Annotated in this window: 14 protein-coding genes; 6 read left to right on the plus strand and 8 right to left on the minus strand. The window is 69.8% G+C overall.

Features of this window, described 5'->3' with window-relative positions; translation table 11 throughout:
• Positions 1–767, plus strand: a 767-nt coding sequence (locus BN13_RS13475; RefSeq protein WP_048547670.1) for a phosphotransferase, incomplete at its 5' end; no start/stop codon positions are given.
• Positions 768–795: 28 nt separating this feature from the next.
• Here BN13_RS13475 and BN13_RS13480 read toward each other — a convergent pair.
• From BN13_RS13480 to moeB, 4 genes are read right to left on the minus strand one after another with little or no spacing between them, the layout of a single operon-like run.
• A complete protein-coding gene (locus BN13_RS13480) occupies positions 796–4,233 on the minus strand; it encodes an ATP-dependent helicase (RefSeq protein ID WP_048547672.1) in 3,438 nt (1,145 codons plus the stop codon).
• On the minus strand, positions 4,230–5,885 hold the full coding sequence (locus BN13_RS13485) for a PD-(D/E)XK nuclease family protein (protein ID WP_048547674.1): 1,656 nt from the start codon (positions 5,883–5,885) through the stop codon (positions 4,230–4,232). Before BN13_RS13485 ends, BN13_RS13480 begins: the two co-directional genes overlap by 4 nt.
• The gene (locus tag BN13_RS20395; RefSeq protein ID WP_048547676.1) at positions 5,791–7,467 is read right to left on the minus strand and encodes a UvrD-helicase domain-containing protein; all 1,677 of its coding nucleotides are present in this window, start codon (positions 7,465–7,467) and stop codon (positions 5,791–5,793) included. The genes BN13_RS13485 and BN13_RS20395 overlap by 95 nt, the downstream gene beginning before the upstream one ends.
• A gap of 37 nt (positions 7,468–7,504) precedes the next feature.
• Positions 7,505–8,647: a molybdopterin-synthase adenylyltransferase MoeB gene (gene moeB, locus BN13_RS13495; RefSeq protein WP_048547678.1), complete on the minus strand. Its 1,143-nt coding sequence runs from the start codon at positions 8,645–8,647 to the stop codon at positions 7,505–7,507.
• A 55-nt stretch (positions 8,648–8,702) separates the two neighbouring features.
• Here moeB and BN13_RS13500 point away from each other — a divergent pair, with 55 nt between their 5' ends.
• The 3 genes from BN13_RS13500 to BN13_RS13510 all read left to right on the plus strand — a co-directional run bounded on the left by BN13_RS13500 (position 8,703) and on the right by BN13_RS13510 (position 10,087).
• On the plus strand, positions 8,703–9,341 hold the full coding sequence (locus BN13_RS13500) for a TetR/AcrR family transcriptional regulator (protein ID WP_048547680.1): 639 nt from the start codon (positions 8,703–8,705) through the stop codon (positions 9,339–9,341).
• Between the two features lie 73 nt (positions 9,342–9,414).
• Positions 9,415–9,636, plus strand: a complete 222-nt coding sequence (locus tag BN13_RS13505) for a DUF3107 domain-containing protein (RefSeq protein WP_048547681.1) — start codon at positions 9,415–9,417, stop codon at positions 9,634–9,636.
• Positions 9,637–9,826: 190 nt separating this feature from the next.
• Positions 9,827–10,087: a GlsB/YeaQ/YmgE family stress response membrane protein gene (locus BN13_RS13510; RefSeq protein ID WP_048547683.1), complete on the plus strand. Its 261-nt coding sequence runs from the start codon at positions 9,827–9,829 to the stop codon at positions 10,085–10,087.
• Positions 10,088–10,201: 114 nt separating this feature from the next.
• On the opposite strand, the gene BN13_RS13515 is transcribed toward BN13_RS13510, so the two are convergent.
• On the minus strand, positions 10,202–10,879 hold the full coding sequence (locus BN13_RS13515) for a ferritin-like fold-containing protein (RefSeq protein ID WP_048547685.1): 678 nt from the start codon (positions 10,877–10,879) through the stop codon (positions 10,202–10,204).
• A gap of 191 nt (positions 10,880–11,070) precedes the next feature.
• Here BN13_RS13515 and BN13_RS13520 point away from each other — a divergent pair, with 191 nt between their 5' ends.
• Entirely contained in the window at positions 11,071–12,615 is a 1,545-nt protein-coding gene (locus tag BN13_RS13520) for a DEAD/DEAH box helicase (RefSeq protein WP_048547686.1), read from the plus strand.
• Between the two features lie 80 nt (positions 12,616–12,695).
• Here the strand turns inward: BN13_RS13520 and BN13_RS13525 are convergent, their stop codons facing one another.
• The 3 genes from BN13_RS13525 to BN13_RS13535 form a co-directional block, all read right to left on the minus strand.
• Entirely contained in the window at positions 12,696–13,757 is a 1,062-nt protein-coding gene (locus BN13_RS13525; protein ID WP_048547688.1) for an NAD(P)-dependent alcohol dehydrogenase, read from the minus strand.
• A 27-nt stretch (positions 13,758–13,784) separates the two neighbouring features.
• Positions 13,785–14,567: a ParA family protein gene (locus BN13_RS13530; RefSeq protein ID WP_048549182.1), complete on the minus strand. Its 783-nt coding sequence runs from the start codon at positions 14,565–14,567 to the stop codon at positions 13,785–13,787.
• Between the two features lie 187 nt (positions 14,568–14,754).
• Positions 14,755–15,675, minus strand: a complete 921-nt coding sequence (locus BN13_RS13535; RefSeq protein WP_048547690.1) for a LysR family transcriptional regulator — start codon at positions 15,673–15,675, stop codon at positions 14,755–14,757.
• Between the two features lie 76 nt (positions 15,676–15,751).
• Between BN13_RS13535 and BN13_RS13540 the strand changes: the two genes are divergently transcribed.
• Positions 15,752–15,988 (plus strand): hypothetical protein, encoded by a 237-nt coding sequence (locus BN13_RS13540; RefSeq protein ID WP_048547693.1) that lies wholly within the window; start codon positions 15,752–15,754, stop codon positions 15,986–15,988.
• Positions 15,989–16,002 lie beyond the last annotated feature (14 nt).

Consider the following 16,002-nt stretch of genomic DNA (forward strand, 5'->3'; position numbering starts at 1 on the left):
CCCCCGCCGGGGCGGCCGAACTGGACGCCGCCGCGGCGGTCGCCGAACTTCTCGGTCGCCGACTGACCACAAAGCTGCCGACTCCGACCGGCTTCGCCGTGCTGCCGGAGGGTGGGCGGGCCGTCGTGCATCGCTTCATCCCAGGAAGCGGGATCAACCTGGAGGCGCTGGGTCCGGACTCGGCACTGGTCGCCGAGATCGGCACCGAACTCGCGCGGATCCACAACCTCGAACCAGAGTTGCTGGAGAACGCGGGCCTGGAGACGTATGCCGCGGACACCTACCGCCGCCGCCACCTCAGCGACCTCGACCGGGCCGCCGCCAGCGGACGGGTCCCGCCGACCTTGCTCGGACGGTGGGAGCAGGCCCTGGAGAATGTCGCAATCTGGCAGTTCGCCCCCACCCCGATTCACGGCGGGATCGACGGTCGCCATCTGCTCGTGGAAGTCCGCGACGCGGAGCCCAAGATCACCGGCATCACGGGCTGGCGGCGAGCGAAGGTCGCGGACCCGGCTGACGACTTCGCGGCCATCGTGCGCGACTGCGAGCCGGACACGACGACAGAAATTGCACGGGCCTACGCTCAGGCGCGCAGCACGCGCCCCGACCGGCACCTGTTGACCCGAGCCCAGGTGATTGGCGAGTTCGGCTACGTCACGAATCTGTTCGACGCGCTGGCGCAGGGCTATCCAGATCGCGTGCGCGAGGCGACGGGATGGCTGGAGCAGTTGGCCGACGACGTCGGCGACACGGAGTTGATCCGCTGACGGGTTCCGGGCGGGGGTCATGGTCGGCTCACTCGCGGCTGGCATGCTCGGCGAGCTCGACCAGTTCGGCATCGGACGGCAGGGGCGGAAACACGCTCTCGCCCGTGGCTGCGTAGTAGAACGCGGCCCGGACGACACTCGGTGGGACGTCCCGCAGCCGGGCATACGCCAGCCGATAAAGCGCGAGTTGGACAGCCTTCGCATCGGCGTCGGCGCCGTTGGGGGCGTGACCGGACTTCCAGTCGACAATGACAAAGCCATCACCGTCGCGGAAGACCGCATCGATCCGGCCGCGCACTGCCACCCCGCCGATGACGGTTTCGACAGCCAACTCGACCTCTAGCGGTTCGCGACCGGCCCAGGGACTGGCCAAGAAGGTCGCCGTCAGGTCATCCAATGACTGCGCGCCGCCCTCGTCGGCGCTGCCGGGCAGGTCGTCGGGTTCAAGCAGCGCCGCGCGACGGTAGTGCCGCTCGACCCAGGCGTGGAAAGCGGTGCCCTGCCGGGTGGATTCGGCCGGCCGCGTCGGCATCGGACGACGACGGGCGAGACGGAACGCCTCCAGGTCGGTCGCCGCGGCCACGAGGTCGGCGGCCGAGTGATGCGCGGCTCGCGGCGCGGCGGCGCTGGTCGGCTGCTGGCGGGCACGGCGCTCCGCAAGCAGGACCGCAAGCTCGGGATCGCCGAGGACCTCACCTGGGTCGGAGTCGGCTGTGTGCGTCCGAGCGCCGCTGACGGCAGCCGCCGCAGCCGCGATCGGCGTCGGAATGACCGGCTGGACTGGCCATAGCGCGGTGATCGGCTCACTCAGCCGCGGGTTGCGCGCCTCGGGGTCGGGCTCGGGCGTCCACGGGCCGCGTGCCAGGGCGTCCGGGACGTCATCGAAGAGCTCGGTGACAAAGCGGGAGACGACCCGCGGACTCCCCTGGGTGGACCAGACGGGGGCGGTGAGCAGCAACCGGTGCCGGGCTCGGGTCAGGGCAACATAGGCCAGGCGTCGCTCCTCATCGATGCCACGGGCGCCGGCATCGCTGCGGAACCGCTTGCGGCGGTTCTCCAACTCCTTGGCGTCGGGAGCGGATCGCCAGTCCAGATCTGGCAAGGCAAGCCGATCGCCGCGCAGGTCGTATGGCAGTGTGGCGATCCCCCGCGTCCACGCCCCGTCCGACGGTTGCCCGACGACCCACCGCTCGGCTTCGGCGGACCACGTCGACGTCGTGGCGGTATGGACGGGAAAGGTCGCCTCGACGAGGCCGGGAACCGCGACGGCGTCCCACTCCAAACCTTTGGCAGCGTGCACGGTCAGCACGTGCACGGCATCGGGAGCGACCTCAAGGTTGCCGCGGTCGAGGCCGCGCTCCTCCTCCAGTGCGGCGTCCAGCCAGGCTAGAAAGCCGCCCAGGGTGGGCCGGTCGCTGCTCATCGAGAAGTTCGCCGCGATGTCGGCGAACGCATCGAGGTGCGCGCGTGCCGCGGCCGGGCCGAAGGCCGGGCGGGCCAGGACCTCGATGTCCAGACCGAGCGCGCGCTCTGCCTCATCGACCAGTTCGGCGAGGCCCAGGCCGCTAAGTCGGCGGATGGCCCCGACGGCCTCGGCGAGTTCGTGCAGCCGGGTCAGGCCCGCCTCACTGATGCCCGTTGCGACCCGAGCCGAATCGACGAGCCGATCGAGTTCCACCAGCGCCTCCACCAGACTGACCCGATCGGCGGCGCCGTCGGACAAGTCGGCTGGACGACGCTGATCTTCGTTGAGACGTTGGACTTCTGGAGCGCTCGGGGTTCGTGAAGCTCTCTGGGTTTGTGGCGGGCTCTGGGTTTGAAGTGGGCGCTGGGCTTCTCGGCGAGGCTGGATCTGCTGGCTGCTGCGAGCCCAGGCATAGAACCGGTCAAGGTCAGCGGCCCCCAATCGAGCCTTGGGGCCGGTCAGCAATCGCATGAGCCGGTCCCCGCGGGCAGCATCGTGGGCCACCGTGAGCAGGGCGACAAGGTCCTGGACCTCGGGGGTGGTCAACAACCCGCCGAGGCCAACGACTTCGTAGGGCAGACCGGCCTGCGCCAGTGCCTCCACGACGGGCCCGAACTGGCTCCGTTTGCGGCACAAGACCGCACCAGACCGCGCGCCGCCGCGCAGTTGAGCCGCCATCCAGTGAGCCACCTGAGTCGCTTCGTCCTCGATCGTCTCCGGTCGGGCTACCTCGATCCGGCCGGCCGCCGCGGAGGGCGCCGCGGTTAGGGGGGCGACGGGCACAGCGGCCTCACGGCGAAGTGGGGCGGCTACGGCGTTGGCGGCCGCGAGGATGCGCGCGTCGTTGCGCCAGGTCTGCGTGAGCGGGAGAACGGCATCGCGAGCGGCGCCGAAGGCGGCTGGGAACTGCGCCAATGTTGCGGCGCTGGCACCGCGCCATCCGTAGATCGACTGGTTGGGATCGCCCACCGCGGTCACGCAATGAGTTCCCGTCGCGCCCTCACGGCCCTCGCAGACACGACCCCCAGCGACACCATCCCCGCCGTCGCGATCCTTGCCTGCGCGTTCCTCGCCGGCGCCACCCCCGACGGCGCGCCCGCCTCCGCCGGATTCGGTGAACAGTGCGCGCAAGAGTTCGAGTTGGGCGACCGAGGTGTCTTGGAACTCATCCAACAGGACCGCGCCAAAGCGCGCTCGCTCGATCTGCCCGACCACGGGGAATCGGCTCGCCACTCGAGCCGCCAGGGACATCTGGTCGGCGAAGTCGAGCGCCCCGCGTGCGACTTTCAGTCGCTCGTAGGCTTCGAGCACCGGCACCAACATCCGCCGGCCGTGCAGATCGCGACGCATGGTCTTGCTCTCGGCGAACAACTCACGCCCGCCGGCTTCGATCCTGGCCATCCCCGCCTCGAAGGCATCGAGCCACTCGGCCAGTCGATCGGGTGTGACGAGATGCTCGGCCATCTCGGCGGACAGGTCGACCACGGCGTTGGTGATGGTCGCCTCGGCCCGCCCGATCTCCTCCAAGGGACCGTCATAACTCGCCACCGCTTCATTGGCGAACTGCCAGGACGCCGCTTCCGACAACAGCCGCGACTCCGGCTCCCGCCCGAGACGCAGGGCGTGCTCCGAGACAATCCGGCCGGCGTAGGCGTGATAGGTGGAGACGGTCGCCGACGCGGTGATCGGGTCGGTCGCCCCCGCCGGGTTGGTGGGCGACCAGATGCCGGCCTGACGGAGCGCAGCCAGCCGGGCACCCACTCGAGAGGCGAGCTCCGCGGCGGCCTTGCGCGTAAAGGTGAGCCCCAGCACCCGGTCGGGCTCGACGTGGCCGTTGGCGACGAGCCACACCACGCGAGCCGACATCGTCTCGGTCTTGCCCGAGCCCGCCCCCGCCACCACGAGCATCGGCGTCGGTGGATGCTCGATGATCGACGCCTGCTCGTCCGTGGGACGGGGCAAACCCAACGCCCCGGCAATGTCCTGCGCGGAAATCGTCACTGCAGCACCACCCCCTCCGGCGCAACGGGGCAACTGGTGCGGACCGGGCAGGTGCGGCAGGAGTCGCCGACCCGCGCCTGGAACTGCGCCCCCGCCATGACATCGGCCGACTCGATGATCAGCCTCTCTGCCCACTGCGGGTCGTCGTCCGCGGCTAGGGGTGGTTGTGCCTGAACGGAGCGCGCGATCTGTCCCGTGCCCGCCTTGCCGAGTTGAACCAGGGCGGCCCCCGCGGACTCCAGTCCGTCACCAAAGGCGCCACCCGCCACGACCACTTGATAGCAGCCGAGCTGGGCATGCCGGGCCACCTCATCAAGCCGGGGTTTGCTGCTCCCGGTCTTGAAGTCGATGATCCGCAGCCGTCCGTCGGCGCCCGCCTCGACTCGGTCGACGACGCCCCGGATCTCCGCGCGTCCGAGCGTATGCCGCAGGCTCACCTCCGCGCCCACCCGCACCCAGCCGTCCTGGCTGGCTGCCGAAAAGTAGGTCACGGCCCGGTCGAGCATGGCCTCGGCGTCGGCGCGCTTAGCACGCTCGCGCCAGCCGCCATCGAGACCCAGCCGGGCCCACCGGGCATCCAGCGCCTCGCTCAAACGCCCACGGTCCACGGGCTCGCCTCCGGTCTCCTGACCGATGACGGAATCGTCAACGGGCGCATCGGCGTCCGCGATGACCTCGTGCACCAGCGTCCCGATCGCGGCCGCCCCGACGCTGGGCCCGTCGCCACCCACTCGGGTCAGCAGCCAACGCAGTTGGCACTTGCCGAAATCGACCAGACCCGAAGGGGAAACCGCGACCGGCGTGTCGCCCGCGACTCGCGGAGCGGCTGTGGTGAGGGACCGCAGCCCCCACCAGGTCTCGGGGGCCGCTCCGCGCACCCCGTGGTCGGCCAACACTGCGAGAGTGCGCGCCGCTCGGCTGGGCGCGCCCGTGCCCTCCGACGTCATCGAAGTCGGCGATGTCACCACCTCGCGGCGCAGCGCGCCGACCGCGCCGACCAGAGTCAGCGGCCGCTCGACTTCGGTGAACGGACGCGCGTCGCCCGACAGTCGTGGTTCGACAACGTCGAGATAGGCCGAGGGTTGCTCGTCATCGCTCTGCACCGCCGTGACGATGAGCCGCTCGCGGCTCCGGGTCACCGCGACGTGCAGCAACCGGGCCTCGTCATGACGGATCGCTGTCTGCGCGGCATGCACCGACCGCTCACGGCCAGCGAGAAGGTCGACGAGGTGCTCCGATCCCAGCAGCGATCCCCGCAGGCGCAGGTCGGGCCAGGCGCCCTCCTGCAGACCAACCACCGCGACGTGACGCCACTCCCGGCCCGCCGCCGCGTGCGGCGTGAGCACAGAGACGCATTCGGACGTGGAGCTTCGGACGGTGACCGAGTCGGCGGCCAACTCCTGGGCGGTCACATGGGTCACAAAGGCCGCCGCTGAACTGCCGGGCAGTCGCTCGGCCAGGGTTTCGGCGGCCGCGAACAGCTCCAGGACGGCGTCGAGGTCACGATCGGCCCGAGCCCCGGCACGACCGCCGGCGAGAGCGGCATCGCGCCAGGAGTCAGCGACCTTGGCGCTCGACCACAGTGCCCAGAGAACATCCGCGGCCCCGGCGGTCGGTCGTCGCCGCAGGAGGGAGGTGGCGGCGCTCAGCATCGCGGCGATTCGCCGTGCACCGTCTGCCTCGGAGCCGAACGGCAGGAGTCGCCCGGGTGCGACGATCGCGCGGGCGAGCAGGTTGTCGGGCGAGCGCATCGCGACGCAGACCACGACGCAGCCGCCGAAGAGTCACCGCGTCGCACCCGCCATAGGGGGAGGTGAGCAGGTCGACGGCCGCCTCCGGCGTTAGCAACGCCGAGACGTCCACTCCCTCCTCCTGCTCACCAGCCGCCTTTTCCGCGGCACGAGTGAACTGTTTCGACCCGCGAGACAGCTCGTCCGGCACGGCAGCTAGGGCAATCTGAAGCAGGGTCAACAGCGGGCGGACGGCTTCGGCGTCACGCAGCGCGACCACACTGGCCGCCTCCGCGACCGGCACGCGAGCGGCAGCCAGCACCCGCCGGATCGTGGCCGCCCGGGCCTGCCCGCGCACAACGACAGCCAGTTGCGACCACGGGATGCCGTCGAGCAGGTGGGCTCGTCGGAAGCAATCGGCGACAAAGCCCGCCTCTGCCGCCGCCGACCGAAAGACATGCGCCTCCACGGCGCCCCCGGGCTGCGCCGGGGGGGCACCTCGGTGCCGCGCACCAGCACTCGTGCCGACCAAGTCGACCACCCGCGCCGCCGCGCCCGCGATGGTCTCTGGGAGTCGGAACCCCTGCGTCAGGCGCACCGTCGGCGCCTCGGCACCACCCGGAAGCGAGCGCCACTGTCGGCCAAGGAAGGCCGGATCGGCCCCCCGGAATGTCTGCACCGCCGCGTCGGGGTCGCCCACGAGGAGGACGTCGATTCCTGCCCGCGCCAGCACGTCGAGCAGCCGCGCGCTCGGCGTCGTCAGCTCCTGCGCGTCGTCGACCACGATGAGACCGATCAGTGCGGCGACCTCCTCGATCAAGTCCGGATCGTCCGTCAAGGCGTCCGCCGCCGCCGTCACGATCCAGGCCGGGTCATAGGCACCCGGACGCGACAACGCGGTGACCTGGTCGTATTCCTCCAGCACCGCTCCCGCGGCAATCCACTCCGGCCGACCGACCTCCCGCCCCAGCTCGGCCAGTGCCGCCCCGTCGAGCCCGTGCTCGACCGCGCGCATGAGCAGATCCCGCAACTCAGCCCGAAAACCGTTGGTGACCAACGCATCAGCGAGCTCGTGAGGCCAGGTTGGTCCCGAGCCGGGCTCAAGCCGATGGCCCGCCAACAGGTCGCGCAAGACGACATCCTGCTCGGGCCCGGACAACAACACCGGAGTCGGCAGATCGTCACGAATCGCCAGTCGCCGCAGGATGCCGAAGCCGAGTGAGGCCACCGTGCGCGCCAGCGGCTCGCGCGTCGTCGTGCCCAATCTTGCCGTCACCGCGTCCCGCATCCGCGCCGCGGCCAGGCGACTCGGCGCCAGCACCAGACACCGATCGGCCCGCAACTCACCGCGCTCCACCCGGTCGACCACCACATCGATCGCCAACCGGCTCTTGCCCGTGCCCGGCCCGCCGAGGACCCGCAGCAGCGGACCGCGATGGCGCAGCACCTGCTGCCAGGGGTCAGCGGTCCCGACGAGGGGACGATCCAGCACGGTCGTGGTCATATCGAGATTCCATCACCGCCCACCGACAACCCCCCGTTTACGCGCCGGGGGCAGCCTCCGCGGCTCGACCCTCGGCGCGCCACGCCGCAATTCCGCCGGCCAGGTCCCGCGCCTCGCGGCCCGCCTTCCGCAGGATCCGAACCCCTTCGGCAGACCGCACTCCCCCAGCGCAATAGAGGACGACGTCCCCGTCGGGAAGGCCCGCCGTCGCCAGTGTCCCCAGAGGTATGCCGCGTGCTCCCGCGATCATTCCGCTCGCCCATTCATCGGGCTCTCGGACGTCGACCAACACGAGATCGTCGTGGGTCAAGAGAGCCTGAAGGTCACTCGGGGAGAGCCGCTCGCCGACGGGTTCGGGCGGCGCACACGCGGCGAGGATGCCCTCCCCTGGCGTGGTCACCATCGCCTCCGATCCGCACAGCGCACAGCGAGGGTTGGGGCGGAGGGGGATCTCCCCATACGACTGATCCAAGGCGTTGTGCACGAGGAGGCGACCGATCAGCGGTCGCCCGACCCCGGCGATGAGCTTGAGCGCCTCGGTCGAGCAGGCGGCGCCGATGGTCGCGCACATCGAGCCGAGCACGCCGGCCTCGGCGCAGCCGAGAACACTCCCGGCTGGTGGCGGGGAGGGGAAGACGCACCGATAACACGGTCCGGCCGGCGGCCACCACACCGTCGCCTGACCGTCGAATCGGAGGATGGATCCCCATACCAATGGAGTTGACTCCAGGACGCAGGCGTCGGCGACGACATAGCGCGTCGCGAAATTGTCGGCGCCGTCCACCACGATGTCGTATGCCGCGATCAGGGCTCGCGCGTTCGTCTCGTCCAACCGCTCGCGGTGCCGCACGACTCGCACGCGCGGGTTGATCTGCCCGAGACGATCGGCGGCGGAGTCGACCTTGGCCCGGCCAAGATCGCGTTCGCCGTGAATGACTTGGCGGTGGAGGTTCGAGACCTCGACCAGGTCGTCGTCGACGATGCCGAGGGTGCCCACGCCGGCGGCCGCGAGGTAGGTCGCGGTGACCGAACCGAGCCCGCCAGCCCCGATCACCAACACGCGGGAGGCCGCCAGCCGCGCCTGCCCGGCCGCGTCGAATCCCGGCAGCAACGCCTGCCGGGAGTAGCGCGCCTCCGCGATCGGTGCGCCAGGCCCGGTCGCCAAGGGGACGGGATCCATGCTCGCCAGCCTACCCACGCGTAGGATGAGGCCGAATCGAGCATCAGGAGGGGTCATGACGACAGCCGCCACACCGCGGGAGACCGCGCGCGGCAGTCGCCTGCCGAGGATGCAGCGCCGCGCGCAGCTCCTTCAGGCCGCGCAGGAAGTCTTCGTAGAGAAGGGCTACCACGCCGCCGGGATGGAGGACATCGCCGAGCGCGCCGGCGTCTCCAAACCCGTTCTCTACCAACACTTCCCCGGCAAGCTGGAACTATACCTCGCGCTGGTCGACCAGCACACGGCGACCCTCGTCGAGCTCGTCGAGGGCAGCCTGGACAGCACGGACGACCACAAGGAACGGGTCTACGCGAGCATCGCGGCCTACTTCGAGTTCGTCGCGCGGGAGGACTCGGCATACCGCCTCGTCTTTGAGTCCGATCTCAACGAGGTCGCCGCAGTTCGCGAGCGTATCCTGTGGTGCCAGTCCGCGTGTTCCGACGCGGTCGCGCGGCGAATCGTCGTCGACACGGCCATGCCGTTGCCGCTTGCGCGCTTGGTTGCCCAGGGACTGACGGGTATGGCGCAGGTCGCCGCCCGCGCCTGGCTGCGCGACGGGACGCTGTCACAGGAGGACGCGGTGCGCGTCATCGGGCAGCTCGCCTGGCGCGGAGTCGGGGGCTATCCGGCCAAGAGCGCGACCTCCGGGGAATGACCCCGACCTCTGGGTCGTTCATGACCGGCGAAAGCTTCTGCCCACTCTGCCCACGAAAGGCCGCCTCGGTTCCATGGAAGTAAAGATCGGTATTGCCAACTCCGCCCGCGATATCACCATCGAACCGGAAATCTCCGGACTGCAGGTCGAAGAGGCGGTGAAACAGGCCATCGCCGATGGCGGATCGCTTCGCCTTGAGGATGCCCGCGGCCGAGTCGTGATCGTTCCTGTTGCGTCGCTCGCCTTCGTCGACATCGGCGAATCCTCGCGCTCGCGGGTGGGCTTCGGAGCCTAGACCTCAGCCTCGCAAACCCTCAGGCCAGAGGGACTGCGGCCGGTCGACAAGCGTGCCCAAACGGACGGGAAAATGCGAGACGACAAGGCGGCCGGAATAGCCCTAGACGTGTCAAAGTTATTGCTGATACAGGCCACCGCCTGTGCAGCGAGCCACCTGCCCGACCACGGGCACTAGAAAGGAATCTGTCGTGATTCTTGCCGTTATCGGAACCATCATCTTCGGTGCGATCATCGGGATGCTCGCGCGCGCTGTCCTCCCCGGTCGCCAGTCGATCAGTGCTCCGATCACTGTGATCTTGGGCATCATCGGCGCGGTCGTGGGCTACTGGATCATGCCGGAAAACACCAATGGCGTTGACTGGCTGCGCTGGGTCGTCAGCATTGCCGCTGCCGCCGCCCTGACGGTCGGCTACGGCATGGTGACCGGCAACAAGCAGGTGCACCGCTGAGGTAGCGCCCCGACGCACGAGGCTGGGCCCCCACTGTGGGGCCCAGCCTTTTGCTGTCCCTGCCCCAGGGCGGCTTCGGCCCGTCCCCCTCCCACAACGTCCGGGAGGGCGGAGTCAGGCCGTGAATCCCAGGCGAGCCATCCGCTCGACATGGGCATCGGTCAGGCGACCAAACATCCTGCCGAGCTCGGCAAGATCGGCGCCCGGACCGCCATACGTCCCGGCGAGCAACTCGGTGAGGCTCTCGCGCTCCACGGCCACCGCCTGCGCCTGGGTCAGGGCCTCCCCCATGAGTCGGCGCGCCCACAAGGCGGCCCGCCCCGCGAGCACGGGGTCGGCCTGCATGGCGTCACGCGCGACGGTGACGAGGAAGCCGGTGCGCTCCTCATCCTCCAAGGCACGCTCGATCAGCGCGCGCGTCGCCGGATCGACGTATGCCGCGACCTCCCGATAGAAGTCGGTGGCGATGCCGTCACCGACATACGCCTTGACGACGCCCTCGAGCCACGTGCTGGGGCGGGTGCGCTCGTGAAATGTCGCGTAGTGCGCGGCGAAGGTCGCCATCGCCGTCTCGGGGTCGGCGCCCCGCTCGACCAAGGCGTCGGAAAGCAGGCGATAGTGGTCGTATTCCGCCACGGCCAGCCCGGCCATCCGCGCGCGCTCCGCCATGGTCGGGGCGAGCTCCGCATCCCCGGCCAGCCGACTGAAGGCCGCCAACTCGCCGCAGGCGAGGAGGCCGAGGAGGTCGACGACGGCGGCGCGGTAGCCCGCGTCATCTAAGCGATGGGTCACAACCGGCCAGCGTAGTCAGCCGAGCCGGACACGGTAGAATCACTACGACCAACGGTGCCCGGTCGGCCCGTCGACAGCCTCCCTCGGGCGCGCACCACACTTCTTTGCGCCCGCCGAAAACCTCCGATCGGCTCCGCAACACTCGGTCCTCGTGCCTAACGCCGGGACCGCATCGATCGAGAGAAGTCTTCGTGACCGAGCAGACCTTCGCCGATTTCGGCGTGCATCCGCAGATCGTGTCCGCCCTCGCGGATGCCGGCATCACCAGCCCGTTCCCCATTCAGGCGATGACGTTGCCCGTGGCCCTCGGCGGCCACGACATCATCGGCCAGGCCAAGACGGGCACGGGCAAGACCCTCGGGTTCGGCATACCAATGCTTCAGCGGGTCGTCGCCGCCACCGATGAGGCGTATGCCGCCCTCCTGGCTCCCGGCGCGCCCCAGGCACTCGCGGTGTGCCCCACCCGTGAACTCGCCATCCAGGTCGCGGCCGACCTCGAGCGCGCGGGGAAGCAGCGCGGCATACGCGTGTTGACGGTGTATGGCGGTCGCGCTTATGAGCCGCAGATCGAGGCGCTGCGCAAGGGCGTCGACATCGTCGTCGGCACGCCGGGTCGGCTGATCGACCTGTCGAATCAGAAGTTCCTCGACCTGGGTCACGCCCGGATCGTGGTGCTCGACGAAGCAGACGAGATGCTCGACCTCGGCTTCTTGCCCGACGTGGAAAAACTGTTGGCGCGCACCCCGGCCGGCCGCCAGACGATGCTGTTCTCGGCCACAATGCCGGGTGCCGTCGTGGCCCTCGCGCGGCGCTATATGACGCAGCCGACGCATATCCGGGCCATGCACGAGGAGGGCGACGAGGGCGCGACGGTCAAGGCGATCGAGCAGTTCGTCTACCGGGCGCACGCGCTGGACAAGACCGAGATGCTCTCGCGGATCCTGCAGGCCGAGGGTCGCGGCCTGACCATCATCTTCAGCCGCACGAAGCGGACGGCCGCCAAGGTGTCCGAGGAGTTGGCCGAGCGCGGCTTCGCGGCGGCCGCGATCCACGGCGACCTGGGTCAGGGCGCGCGCGAGCAGGCGCTGCGGGCGTTCCGCAATGGCAAGGTCGACGTGCTCGTTGCCACGGACGTGGCCGCGCGGGGGATCGACGTCGAGAACGTCACCCACGTCGTGAACTTCCAGTGCCCGGAGGACGAGAAGACCTATCTGCACCGGATCGGCCGCACCGGTCGCGCCGGCAACACCGGTGTCGCGGTGACCTTCGTCGACTGGGAAGACCTGACCCGGTGGAGCGTCATCAACAAGGCCCTGGACCTCGGCATACCGGAGCCCACCGAGACCTATTCCTCCTCGGACAATCTGTATGCCGATCTCGGCATCCCCCGCGAAGCGAAGGGCCGGCTGCCCAAGGCCGCCCAGACCCGCGCCGGCCTTGACGCCGAGGTGCTGGAAGACATCGAGGGGCCGCAGAAGCAGCGCTCCGGCGGTTCGCGTTCGGGCGGGTCCAAGTCGGGTGGGTCCACGTCGGGCGGAACTCGGTCGGGCACAGGCCGATCGGGCAGCCGGTCGGGCGGGCGGGGCCGGTCCCAAGGCGCAGAGAGCCACGGCGGCGACTCCGGCCCCTCGTCGGACAACACCGACGGAGCGTCCCGCGAAGGCTCGGGCAGCGACTCCCTCCGCCGCAATCGCAACCGCCGCCGCACCCGCGCCGGCCAGTCTGCCGCCGAGTAGCCCCACCCCCGCCCGTGCTGGGTGGGCCTAGCGCACTCCAAGGAATCTTTGCTAGCAGCAGTTCCTTGGAGTGCGCCGCATCAGACCTGGGGGATGGTGGCAGTGTCGATCACGACGCGGTAGCGCACGTCACCCGCGACCACCCGGTCCCAGGCCGCGTCCACGGCGGCCGGGTCGCTCGCGTCGAGCAGTTCGATCGTCGAGCCGAGACCGTGCTCGGCGCAGAAGTCGAGCATCTCCTGGGTCTCGGCGATACCGCCGATATTGCTGCCGGTCAGCACCTTGTTGCCCCCGATCAGCGCGAACGGCGGCACCGAGTAGGGCTCGTTCGGCAGACCCACATTCGCCAGGACCCCGTTGGCACGCAACAGCCGGAGGTACTGCGCCATGTCCAAATCGGCGCTCACGGTGTTGATGATCAGGTCGAAGGACGCGCGCGCCGCCTTCATCGCGGCCGCGTCGGAGGTCGCGATGTGGCGGGAGGCGCCGAGCTCGATGGCGTCGGCGGCCTTGGCGTCCGAGCGGGACAAGGTGGTCACCTCGGCGCCCATCGCCGCCGCGATCTTGACGGCCATGTGCCCGAGACCGCCCACCCCGATGACGGCGACCCGGCGACCGGGCCCGGCACCCCAGCGCTTCAACGGGCTGTATGTCGTGATGCCGGCACACAGCAGCGGCGCGGCGACATCCAACTCCAGTCCCTCCGGGATGGAGACGACCATGCGTTCGGTCACTACGACCTGCTGGGCATAGCCACCCGCCGTCCACTCCCCGTCATACCCCTTGGAGTTATACGTCCCCACCGACGGCTTGGTGCAGAACATCTCCTGGCCGTTCTTGCAGTTCTCACACTCGGTGCACGAGTCGACCAAGCAGCCAACCCCGACCCGGTCACCGACCTTGTGGCGCGTCACAGCCGACCCGACGGCGGCAACTGTGCCGGCGATCTCGTGGCCGGGGGTCAGCGGGTAGTGCGCAGCGCCCCACTCGTCACGACCGGTGTGGATGTCGGAGTGGCAGATGCCGGCGAAGGCGACATCGATCAGCACGTCGTCGTCGCGCAGATCGCGGCGCTCCAAGGCGACGGCCTCGAAGGGAGCACCGGCGGAGGGGAGGGACAGGGCGGGGGCGGTGTGCGGCATACGTCCGAGCCTATGTCGTGACCCCGATCAGATGCGGGTGAGCACGTCCTTGGCCACCGCGCGATAGGCGGCCGCGCCCTTGCTCTTGCGGGCCGTCTCCAGGATCGAGCGACCGACCGCGGGAGCCTCGGCGAAGCGAACCGTGCGCGGGATCGGCGGCGTCAGCACCGGCAACCCATAGCGCTCTCCCACATCGGCGAGCACCTCCTGTTGGTGTCCGCTACGCGAGTCGAACATCGTGGGCAGCACCCCGAGCACGGTGAGCTTCTTGTTGAGGATCTTCTTGACGTCGCGCACGGTGTCGAGCAGTTGCCCCACTCCTCGATGCCCGAGCATCTCGCACGGCATCGGGATGATCAGGCCGGATGCCGCGGTGAGCGCCCCCAACGTCAGCACCCCCAGGCTGGGGGAACAGTCGAGCAGGATGATGTCGTAGTTCTTCGCCTGCTCCGCCAAAGCATTGCCCAGGATGAACTCCCGCCCAGGTCGGGCGAGCAACACGGCCTCGGTCCCGGCGAGGTCGATCGAGCTCGGCGCGAGGTCGACCCCGTCCGCGCACTCCAACAAGATGTCGGCGAGCGGCAGGCGGCCGGTCAACACATCGTGCATGGATCCCTCGACACCCTCGGGATCGACGCCCAGGCTGAAGGTGAGGCACGCCTGCGGATCGAGGTCGACCAGCAGGACGCGCTTGCCGAGTTCGGCGAAGGCGGCCCCCAGCGAAGCGACGGAGGTGGTCTTGGCCACCCCGCCCTTCTGGTTGGCGACGGCGATCACGGTGGCGCCCTTGGCGCGGGTGCGTGGGGGCACGGCGGTGGCCTTTCGGGTTCGCCGCTCAGCAAAGTGGCCGGCGGGACACGGATTCAGACCCATCCTGCCAAGCGCTGCCCCGCATACCCGGCGACGACACGGCGTGATGCAGCGCACCGTTGTCCGCTATTCGACTTCGTATGCCGCGCCATCCCCGGGCGTCTGCCGCGCCGCTCCCCCGGCCTCGTCAATGCGCGGCACTCCGGGCGCGCGAGCCGCGCCCGCCGCCGAGGATGAAGGCGCGGAAGGCCTCGGCGATCGGCAGCAACCGGCGCTCGGTCAACCAGGCCAATCCGATGTCGCGCTGGGCGCCGGTGTCGGTCAACGGGACGAACCGCACCGGTCCGAGACCCGTCGGCACCCGCCGGCCCAGTGCCGGGACCACCGCCACCCCGAGACCCGCCCCGACGAAGCCGCGCACCGTGGGCAGGTCGTCGACCTCGAAGGCGATTGACGGCGTGAATCCGGCGGCGGCACACAGCTCCAGCACCGTCTCCCGCATCCCGGACGGCGCTCGCCGCATGATGAACGGCTCCCCCGCCACGTCGGCCAGATCAACCGACGTGGACTCCGCGAGACGGTGATCCCGGGCGACACAGAGCAGCAGTGGCTCGATGGCGACCCGGCGCCACTCCAAATCGGCATGAAAGACGCGCGAGGTCGTGATCTCCAGGTCGATATCCCCGGCGACGAGCAACTTCGACGGAGCCCCCGGCTCGCCAACGGAGGTGCGCTGCAACGCAAAGCGTGCCCGCGGGCGCACCCGGGCGAAATCCCGAATGACATTGGGCACGAACCACGTGCCGAGGCTCATCGGGAAGCCGAGGCTGACCAGGCCGGTCTCCGGGTCGAGCACCTGCTCGACGGCGGCGAGGCCGTCGTCCAGGTCGTTGACCAGCGAGTCGACGTGGCGCTTGAACGCGGCCCCCGCCTGAGTGAGGCGCAGCAGCCGACCCGAGCGCCGCAGAAGGGGGGTGCCCACCTGCTCTTCCAACCGCGCGAGGGCACGGGAGACGCCGGGCTGGCTCACGGCATACGTCTGCGCGACCTCGGTGACCGTCATCCCGTCGGCGACCAGCTGGAACCAGCGAAGGGAGTCAGTGTCCACATCGATGACGATATTGCATGGCCGAAATGAGAGCCCGACATTGGACGTATTAATGACTCGCTCCCACACTGGAAACATGAGCGCCAAGACCCTGATCACCGAGTTCCGCGCCCGACGCGAGGCCGCGATCGCGCGCCGCGACTTGGAGCGCCAACTGGCGGTGTATTCCTCCCCTGCCGAGATCGAAGACGTGCTCGCCGCGATCGAGCACGACGACCACCCCGACGCCAATCTCGTCCGCGACATCCTCACGAGCAATCTGGCCGGGAGCTACCGCGCTCACCGGGCTCAGCGGGCGCCGCTGTCGGCCTGAACCACCCCGCGGCT

The sequence above is a fragment of the Nostocoides jenkinsii Ben 74 genome (assembly GCF_001046875.1).
GTDB classification, from domain to species: Bacteria; Actinomycetota; Actinomycetes; order Actinomycetales; family Dermatophilaceae; genus Nostocoides_A; species Nostocoides_A jenkinsii.

Coding starts and splice junctions, on each gene's coding strand:
- BN13_RS13485 (WP_048547674.1), bottom strand. CDS start 5,885: ATGCTGAGCGCCGCCACCTCCCTCCTGCGGCGACGACCGACCGCCGGG.
- moeB (WP_048547678.1), bottom strand. CDS start 8,647: ATGGATCCCGTCCCCTTGGCGACCGGGCCTGGCGCACCGATCGCGGAG.
- BN13_RS13540 (WP_048547693.1), top strand. CDS start 15,752: ATGAGCGCCAAGACCCTGATCACCGAGTTCCGCGCCCGACGCGAGGCC.
- BN13_RS13525 (WP_048547688.1), bottom strand. CDS start 13,757: ATGCCGCACACCGCCCCCGCCCTGTCCCTCCCCTCCGCCGGTGCTCCC.
- BN13_RS20395 (WP_048547676.1), bottom strand. CDS start 7,467: ATGACCACGACCGTGCTGGATCGTCCCCTCGTCGGGACCGCTGACCCC.
- BN13_RS13500 (WP_048547680.1), top strand. CDS start 8,703: ATGACGACAGCCGCCACACCGCGGGAGACCGCGCGCGGCAGTCGCCTG.
- BN13_RS13505 (WP_048547681.1), top strand. CDS start 9,415: ATGGAAGTAAAGATCGGTATTGCCAACTCCGCCCGCGATATCACCATC.